This window comes from Extibacter muris (genome assembly GCF_004345005.1).
Lineage (GTDB): Bacteria > Bacillota > Clostridia > Lachnospirales > Lachnospiraceae > Extibacter > Extibacter muris.
Map to the genome: position 1 here is coordinate 82,237 of NZ_SMMX01000013.1, position 8,666 is coordinate 90,902.

The following is an 8,666-nucleotide window of genomic DNA, read 5'->3' on the forward strand; positions in this document are numbered from 1 at the left end:
AAAGTGGGATATCGTTATGAGCATAATGAATAAAATATACAAATATCTGCCTCATATAAAAAGAGGTATATTATTTTATCTCGACCAGGGGACGAAAGTAGAAGTTGATTCTGATTTAAAACCACATCTCAGGATAGAGATGGTTACGAATCATATGTGTAAAGATGTTTGTGCTGTGAGAAATAAGAATGTTCAGTATGCGTTTGAAAAAATGGTTAGCAAAGGACAAGTATGTGTATTTGCCTATGTGGATGGCAGGATAGCGGGACATGCGGCCTGTGTGCTCCCGGATGATATGGAAGGGGCATTCCGGGTGAGAAACAGTGCATATATACATTATTGCTATGTTGATTCGAAATACAGAGGACATAATATATACCCCTTGATGTTACAGCAAATAATTAGAATATGCAATTCAGAACAGAGCATCCAAAGATTTACTATGATGACTTCGAGGGAAAATATTCCTTCACAGCATGGATTAAAGAAAGTGGGATTCGCTTTTTTGAAAAATTATTGGTATATAGAGTGGTGGAGATTTATATGGAAAAAAGTAACGGTCTAAATATAAGCGACAAAGATAAATATATCAAGTTCTGTTCGGAGGAAGAGGTCTGTGTTTTTTTGAACCCTTTTTGGATGGATGCTGTGTGTGGAGAAGAAAACTGGGATGTAATAGTTGTAGAAAAAGATAACCGGGTAGCCGGCTGCCTGGTATATGCTTTTATACAATATGGCAATAAGATCAGAGTCATACAGCCTAAGTTTACACAGTCCAACGGGGTCTGGATATCATACCCTCAGAACCAGAAATACGAAAAAAAACTATCCTATGAAAAGGAAATAATGAAGCTGCTTATCGAGCGTCTGGAAAGCAAAGAACTCATATCTTATCAGCAGTATTTTAATGTTAATATCACAAACTGGCTGCCTTTTTACTGGAAAGGATACAGGCAAACAACTTGTTATTCTTACCGTATCATGGATATCTCTGATGTGGATACTGTTTTTGAAAGTTTCGCATCGTCAAAAAAACGAAATATACGTCATGCCTTAAAACTTGGTGTAAAAGTCGGATATGATATGCCGGCGAAAGATTTTTATAAATTACATGAGGATAGCCTTCTGAAATCAGATAAAAAAATATCTTATACATTTAGTTTATTTGAAAGAATTTACAACGCTGCATATGCAAATGACTCTGGTCGGATAATTTATGCTGTTGATAGCGATGATGTTATCAAGGCCGCAATGTTTTGTATATGGGATACCGACTGTGCATTTGATTTGATTTTTACTATACAACCCGAATTTAGAAATAGCGGAGCGCTGACGCTGCTGATATATGAGATGATAAAAAAGTTGTCAGGGCATGTTAAAAGTTTTGACATGGAGGGAAGTATGATTGAAAGTGTGGAGGACTCGTACAGCAAGCTGGGAACAAAACAGCTGCCATATTTTAATATTCAGAAAGAATTTGTTTCTCCGGTGAAGTTACTATTTTACAAAGTATTAAACAGGTTAAACAAGTGTGAATGAAATGAAAACAAATATTATTGATTATATTATTAAATTTCTTCTTGGCCCGCAAAATGAAGAGTTGTCTCAGTATATTTCTTACGGTGAGGACAAGGGTAGAGTAGTGATTAAGAAGTCTGTTTTTTTTATGCCGGATAATTATATGTCTGAAAACAGCTTACCGGTATTTCCTTTAAAGGAAATAAAGGGTTTACCTATCTTATTTGGTGATGATACTATAGAGAAAAAAGATAATAAGATTATACTGGGCGCAGATATCATCGCCTCGGCTTTTTTTATGATTACGAGATATGAGGAATATGTCCGGACAGATAACAGAGACGGACATGGCCGGTATCTGGGTAAGGGTTCGATTTTATATAAAGCCGGCTGTCTGGAACGTCCTTTGGTTGATGAATATGGAAATCTATTGAGAACATGTCTTGCTGAACTGGGTATTCCCGTTAGAACGGTTAAGAAAGGATTTGAACGTATATATCTCACCCATGACGTCGATCAGATATGGCAATGGAAAAATTTATTAAGTGCGATGAAGACTATGGCAAAACGGGTTGTATTAAATAAAAGCAATAAAACAGAAAGTATCAAGGCGCGGTTGAATTATAAAAAATATGACCCTATATATACATTTCCATGGCTTTTAAAGATGGATAATATGGTACAGGCCCTGACAGAAAAATGCAAATGTATTTATTTCATAATGGGGTGCGGACATTCGCAGAGAGACTTTGGATACATTGACAAAGAAAAAGATGTAAAAGATTTTGTGAATTATGTAGAAAATAACGGTGCCACTGTCGGCATTCATATCAGTTATGAGGCAGGTAAAGCACCGGAGAATATAAAAAAGGAGAAGGAGAGGATTGAAGGAATCTGCAATCATGAGATAACCTTAAACAGATATCACTATCTGGCCAGCAGACATCCTCTCGAATTAAAACATTTAGTACGTTTTGGTATAACGGATGATTTTACAATGGGCTACGCAGATGTTGCCGGATTCAGGTTAGGAACCTGCAGGGCCGTGAAATGGATTGATCTTAATGAAGAAGAAATAACACCTTTAACCTTACACCCTATGACAGTGATGGAGGTTACGTTAGATGGCAGTGAATATATGGGATTAACGGAAGAGGAAGCTTATAAAAAGGTGTGCAGGCTGCTGGACCACGTATTTGAATATAATGGCGAGGCCGTTTTACTTTGGCATAATTCTACAGTATCGGCAGCCAGTGATGGATATCAAAGAAGGCTTTATGAAAAAACATTGCTTTATCTTAAAAGCAGGATTAAAAATTAGGAGGTTTTTATGGAATTCAGAGATTTAAAAAGCCAGTATAAACGTTTAGAGGGCGAAATTAACGAAGCAGTTGGAAGAGTAATGGCAGACTGTAATTTTATTAATGGAAAACAGGTGCAGGAACTGGAAGGAAAACTGGCAGACTATGTAGGAGTAAAGCATTGTATAACATGCGGGAATGGTACGGACGCTCTTACAATGATGATGATGGCATGGGATATCAAACCACATGATGCAGTGTTTGTTCCTGATTTTACTTTTTTTGCCTCTGGTGAGGTGGTATCTTTTGAGGGGGCGACACCGGTATTTTATGACGTTCATAAAGATACATTTAATGCAGATGCAGAATCTCTTGAAAGAGCTATACAGGCAGTATTGAAAGAGGGCAGGCTTACTCCGAGAGCGGTCATCGGAGTTGACCTGTTCGGGCAGCCTGCGGATTATAAAGCTCTGAAAGCTGTGACTGATAAATACGACCTTCTGCTGCTTGAAGATGCGGCACAGGGGTTTGGCGGAAGCATAGCCGGTCAGAAGGCTGGCAGCTTTGGTGATGCCGCAACGACCTCATTCTTTCCTGCTAAGCCGCTCGGTTGTTATGGTGATGGTGGCGCTGTCTTCACAAATGATGATGAAGTGGCAGAATATCTCAGGTCTGTCAGAGTGCACGGGAAAGGCACTAAGGGCAAATATGACAATGTCAGAATCGGATGGAACTCCAGATTGGACACGTTGCAGGCAGCAATATTACAGGTAAAGTTAAAAGCATTTATTGAGTATGAACTGGAAGCTGTAAACCAGGTAGCGGAGTGCTATACGGAGCTGCTCAAAGATGTTGTGCCAACGCCGGCTGTTCCGGAGGGCTATTATTCCAGCTGGGCACAGTATACGATACGTCTCAGTGATGAAGCAGAAAGGGCAAAGGTGCAGGATGCGCTTAAGAGTGCAGGAATTCCTACAATGATTTATTATCCGAAGGCGATGAGTACCCAGCTGGCATTCGCTGAAGACAAACAGTACATAGAAAACCTTAATACACGGGAATTATGTACAACAGTTTTGTCCCTGCCGATGCATCCATATTTAGATGAGGCGGATATACGCATCATCGCGGATGCAGTAAAAAGAGCGCTGGCTTAAAATATACCATCAAATGGAGGATAAAATGGAAACTCAGCACAATAATGAAATTATAATAACGTGGGAGAAGTTCCGTGACAATATCAGGCGCTTCTGGTGGATTATCCTGGCTGCTGTCCTGATGGGAGGGGGCATAGCTTTTGCTACAGGTACATCTGATAAAACGGCGCATGATGACAGCTATAAGGCGGAAAGCGTCTTTTATCTGCAGTCAGCAAACAGCGGTACGCAAAATAATAAGGAAGCATTGAATAATTACGTTGATGCATACAGAGAAAACAGCCTTGAAGCTTCGGGAGAGGCCAGATTAAAGACTTTAGTCAATCTTATGGGGACCGAAGGGACTAAACAGGAAATCGATCAAGCGATGGCAGAGAGGGGCTATGACGATTATAAATTTGATGCAGGGCAAGTGGAGCTGACATCAGAAGAAAGACTGTTGAATGTTACGGTAAAGGGGAAATCGGAAGAAGAAACTCTAGCGGTTGCTGAAATATACTCAACAATGATACAGACGAAAATCACAGAAATGTCAGATGATTTAGAAGTGGTCATGTTACAGGAGCCTTCGGAAAATGTCAGAGTGGAGCATGCATCCGTACCAGGTCAATCGACAACCGTTATGAAATATGCCTTTATACTTGCCTTGTCTCTTATCGTAGCGCTTATCGCGCTCTTTATATGTTCTCTGTGGGACAAGCGGTTCAGAAATAAGAACGAAGTACCGGCGCTCACGGAGGTTCCTCTATTAGGTCAGATTAAAAGTGAAAAGGGCAGCGATGACAGTTTGGGTATGATAACGTTCTTGCTCAGTCAATATGTGGAAAAGCAGGGGTTCCATAGATGCGCCGTCGTTGGGCTGGGATCGAAAAAGATTACGGCAGAATTGCTGGAGCGGCTGACAGGCGGGGCAAATAAAAATCTGTCAGATGAAAAGATAGCAGTTATACACGATTCGGGTAATATGTATGCGGAGTTGGAAAGAAGTGGAATTGACGAGATAGTGTTGGCAATTGGCAAGAATGATGCTAAAATTGCAGAAGTGGAAGATACGGTAAATATTTTAAAAATAATGGATAAGAAAATAGTAGGTATCGTTTATGGACATTAATGGAGTTATGGTTTTATTATGAAAAAATGTTTGCGGTATTCAGTTTTGGTTTTGGGCATTATCTTTGCAATACTGGGGATTTGCCTGAAGTCTTATAGTTTTGCTCTCTTGTGTACAGTTGCATGTTTTTTGAACAATATTATATATTGTTTGGAAAACATAAAAAATAGAATATTTCTGCTCATGTTCCATATTATGATTTTGGTATTTCTTCTGGGCAGGCCAATTATTGAACTGTGCAGAAAGCATGACTGGTGGAAAGAGTATGTAAATGAATTTAGCAAAGAAAGCCTGTTTTTCGCAATAAATGCTTTGACAATCAGCCTTATTGCCATGTTTGCAGCTGCCCTCCTGGCCGAAAGACATAAGAAGGAGAAGGTGCGGAATGTTGTAATTGACAGGAATACGGTGTATATAGAGAAATTTAGAAATAACCTACAGATAATATCCGCTGTCATTTTCTATTTTTCAATGATTGCATTCCTGATGCTGGAAGTCGAAAAGCTGATATTTATGAGTGGAAGAGATTATGTGGAATACTATTCTTCTTTTGTAAGCCACGCACCTTATATCATACATCTTATTGCCGGGTTTATGAAGTACAGCCTGTGCATTTTTCTTGGGACATTTCCCGAAAAGAAGAAATGCTATTTACCATTGGCCCTGTATTTGATTTCTGCTGTTCCCGGCCTCATAATTGGCGTTCGTAATCCGATTATGTTAAATGCAGTATTCATCTTCCTTTATTTCTTCATAAGGGATGCGCTGAATGATAAAGATAAATGGCTTGGCAAACTCGAAAAAATGGCTATAGGCATAGGAACGCCGGCGGCATTGCTTTTTATGGGGGCTTATTCCAGCATAAGGGTAGGCAACAGCAATATACAGGATGGAATCGGAAAGCTGTTCGTATCATTCTTTTATGGACAAGGCGTATCTTTTAAAGTTTTGAATATAGGATATTCCTGTATGGGTATTTTGCCCAACAGAATGGAAAAGAACTATACGTTCGGAGGATTCATTGATTACGTAACTCATGGGGCCATAGCACAGAAATTTTTCTCGGCTGAAGCGTTAGACAGTGGCAACAGTGTTAAAAATGCCATGTTGAGCAATAACCTTTCCCACAGCCTGGCATATGTATCAAAAGGAGATGAATATTTAAACGGGCATGGATGGGGCTCGTCGTATTTATTGGAGACTTTTATAGATTTTGGTTATTGGGGAATCGCAGTATACAGTTTCCTCTTGGCATATATTCTGATAAAAGGCATGAGAATTATTAAGAAGAATTCCTTGACGGCAACCATATTTTTATTTATTCTAACACAGATATTTTTTGTTCCCAGAGCGGAGGCGACTGGGTTCTTGGATTTTACTATACAGATTGGTTTTTGGCTTGCAGTAGTAATCTGCTATCTATTGGCCGGCCTATGCTGCAAGAAATACGAGTTTGTCAAAACATAACAGGAGGTGCGGAATGTTTGAACATTTTGGGTTAAAAGATGTATTTGTTGGTATATGGAAGTATAAATGGAAGATAATCATAGCCAGTGTGATAGGGACTGTCATAATCGCTGCTATATGTACACTGTTCCCTTTCAAAACGGAAAAGATTGACCTGGATGTGGGAGATGTGTCAGAGCTTCAGATGAAAACAGTTTCATTTTATCTGGACTATAAGGGCACCGGAGAATCAGTAACCTCAAAAAGTCTGAGTGCTGCATTTCTAGCGACAATGAATGACAAAGAATGTAGAGAATACACGGCAAATTTGGTGCTGGATAAATATAGTAAAAAAGACATAGCAGGTTTTATGGGTAATGGTGTAACGGAAGCATCTGTAACTACGAATTCTCTTGCTCAGTATGTGTTTTCAACAACCGATGAAGATAAGTTTGCAATCAAATTAACTGCAAGGACTTCAGACGAGGCGTTTACTGAAACCTTGTTAGACGCTTACATGTCCTGGTTTAAACAGGTGGCCGCCAACGCGGGAAGCCAAGTGAATATTGTAGAGCTTTCAAGAAATGAACAAGTTGTTCCGATTGACAACAGCAATACAAAGACACTTATGGAAAAACAGCAGTGGAGTCTGACAAAGGTAGCAGCTCTTGCATTTGTTGTTTGTGTACTGCTTAGTGTAATTGGTGCGTTTTTCAAGATATTGTTTGCTCCTACGCTGAATAGAAAGAGCGATTTTGAGGCAGTCGGACTGACGGTTCTGGGAGAAATAAGTATCAAGGAAAGGAATTAATATGAGCGAGAAAAAATCGTATAAATTGAGCAAAGAAGAGAAAGCAAAGGGCCAGATAGAATATGCCGCACAGTCAATTGTCGAGCAGGCCCGTATGAATGGTTGGAAACAGATAGGTTTCACAACAAGTTCTAAATCTGACAGAGCTTTGAAGACCATTGCGGAGTGTGTGAAGGAACTAGGTAAAAAGGATGAATTAGAAACTCAGATTCTGGAGACGCTGACTCAGTATCCGAAGAATGTATTTGAAGCAGAAAAATGTGATACGGTTGTATTTGTTGAACGTTATGCATATTGCAAGTATTCAGAATTGGAAACATGTTTAGAACTAATGAAGAAGCATAATGTTTCTGTTCTAGGAGTTATTACTTACAGATAGATGTTATTAGATAGTACGGCACAAAGAGGAGATTAAAGATGAAAAAATTGGTATCGGGTTTTATAATTGCGGCATTACTGTTCAGCCAGATTAATGCCTTGGCATTAGCTGAGGAGGGGAATAATAACGACATTAATCATGATTATGATATCAATGAAGATGCAGAATTGAGCCTTGATAATGATAATATAATCTATGAAGGCGAAACGGTTACCGCTAAAGTCAAATTAAAAAATACAGAAAATTACTATGAATATAGTTTTATACAAAAAGATGGGGATGCCGAATTACTGCAGGATTTCAGTGACAAAGACAGTTATAGTTTTAGTGCTGAAGGTGCAGGTATTCACACGATCCGTGTATTGCTGAAAGATGCGCAAGGGAATGTGACCATGCAGGAGAAGGCATATGAAGTTATTGCGGCAGAAGCATCTTCAGAGAACGAAAGTGGTGTTGAAGAGGAACAAAATGAGCAGGAAATCCAGAACCAGGATCCTGCAGCCACAGATAGCGATGACAATAATAATTCGGTCAGGAGGAGCACTCAAAGCATAGGTGTTCAGCCTGAAGGCAGGGCAGTATTATCAATTGAAATAAATAGCAGCCAGCCCTCCATTGTTAATGCAGGGAATTCGGTGACGCTGACGGCAAAGGGAAGCGGCGGCTCAGGGGACTATGAGTACCGTTTTACGGAGACGTACAACGGAACGGTGACGACGGTGCGAGCATACAGTTCGACGCCGACGTATACATTCACGGCATCCGGGAACGGGCTGCACCGATTCACGGTAGCGGTGAAGGACAGAAGCGGGAACGTGACCTCAGGGATCCGAGACGTGACGGTAAAGGAGGAAGCGCTGAAGCTGTCCGTGAGCAGCGACAGGAGCAATGCGGATTCCGGAGAGAAGGTGACGCTGACGGCAAAGGGAAGCGGCGGCTCAGG

Annotated in this window: 9 protein-coding genes; all 9 read left to right on the top strand. The window is 40.2% G+C overall.

The genetic code is table 11. The features are described from left to right. Positions 1-16 precede the first annotated feature (16 nt). Positions 17-565: a GNAT family N-acetyltransferase gene (locus E1963_RS14460; RefSeq protein ID WP_132279337.1), complete on the top strand. Its 549-nt coding sequence runs from the start codon at positions 17-19 to the stop codon at positions 563-565. After that, entirely contained in the window at positions 544-1,539 is a 996-nt protein-coding gene (locus E1963_RS14465; protein WP_132279340.1) for a GNAT family protein, read from the top strand. Before E1963_RS14460 ends, E1963_RS14465 begins: the two co-directional genes overlap by 22 nt. A 1-nt stretch (position 1,540) precedes the next feature. After that, on the top strand, positions 1,541-2,839 hold the full coding sequence (vimE, locus tag E1963_RS14470) for a UDP-2,3-diacetamido-2,3-dideoxy-alpha-D-glucuronate deacetylase VimE (protein ID WP_414655375.1): 1,299 nt from the start codon (positions 1,541-1,543) through the stop codon (positions 2,837-2,839). Between the two features lie 9 nt (positions 2,840-2,848). Beyond that, positions 2,849-3,976, top strand: a complete 1,128-nt coding sequence (locus tag E1963_RS14475; protein WP_132279346.1) for a DegT/DnrJ/EryC1/StrS family aminotransferase — start codon at positions 2,849-2,851, stop codon at positions 3,974-3,976. A 25-nt stretch (positions 3,977-4,001) separates the two neighbouring features. After that, on the top strand, positions 4,002-5,087 hold the full coding sequence (locus tag E1963_RS14480; protein ID WP_132279349.1) for a YveK family protein: 1,086 nt from the start codon (positions 4,002-4,004) through the stop codon (positions 5,085-5,087). A gap of 18 nt (positions 5,088-5,105) precedes the next feature. Beyond that, positions 5,106-6,554 (top strand): O-antigen polysaccharide polymerase Wzy family protein, encoded by a 1,449-nt coding sequence (locus tag E1963_RS14485; RefSeq protein ID WP_132279352.1) that lies wholly within the window; start codon positions 5,106-5,108, stop codon positions 6,552-6,554. A gap of 13 nt (positions 6,555-6,567) precedes the next feature. Continuing rightward, positions 6,568-7,344, top strand: coding sequence for a hypothetical protein (locus E1963_RS14490; protein ID WP_132279355.1), 777 nt, complete (start codon positions 6,568-6,570; stop codon positions 7,342-7,344). Position 7,345: 1 nt separating this feature from the next. Beyond that, positions 7,346-7,723, top strand: coding sequence for a P-loop NTPase family protein (locus E1963_RS14495; protein WP_132279358.1), 378 nt, complete (start codon positions 7,346-7,348; stop codon positions 7,721-7,723). Between the two features lie 38 nt (positions 7,724-7,761). After that, positions 7,762-8,666 (top strand): PKD domain-containing protein (locus E1963_RS14500; protein WP_132279360.1); only part of this gene is annotated, 905 nt, incomplete at its 3' end.

What these genes read in the sequence shown, in the direction of transcription:
- E1963_RS14480 (WP_132279349.1), top strand. Translation starts at nt 4,002, where the DNA reads ATGGAAACTCAGCACAATAATGAAATTATAATAACGTGGGAGAAGTTC.
- E1963_RS14475 (WP_132279346.1), top strand. Translation starts at nt 2,849, where the DNA reads ATGGAATTCAGAGATTTAAAAAGCCAGTATAAACGTTTAGAGGGCGAA.
- E1963_RS14485 (WP_132279352.1), top strand. Translation starts at nt 5,106, where the DNA reads ATGAAAAAATGTTTGCGGTATTCAGTTTTGGTTTTGGGCATTATCTTT.
- E1963_RS14490 (WP_132279355.1), top strand. Translation starts at nt 6,568, where the DNA reads ATGTTTGAACATTTTGGGTTAAAAGATGTATTTGTTGGTATATGGAAG.
- E1963_RS14495 (WP_132279358.1), top strand. Translation starts at nt 7,346, where the DNA reads ATGAGCGAGAAAAAATCGTATAAATTGAGCAAAGAAGAGAAAGCAAAG.
- E1963_RS14465 (WP_132279340.1), top strand. Translation starts at nt 544, where the DNA reads ATGGAAAAAAGTAACGGTCTAAATATAAGCGACAAAGATAAATATATC.
- E1963_RS14460 (WP_132279337.1), top strand. Translation starts at nt 17, where the DNA reads ATGAGCATAATGAATAAAATATACAAATATCTGCCTCATATAAAAAGA.
- vimE (WP_414655375.1), top strand. Translation starts at nt 1,541, where the DNA reads ATGAAAACAAATATTATTGATTATATTATTAAATTTCTTCTTGGCCCG.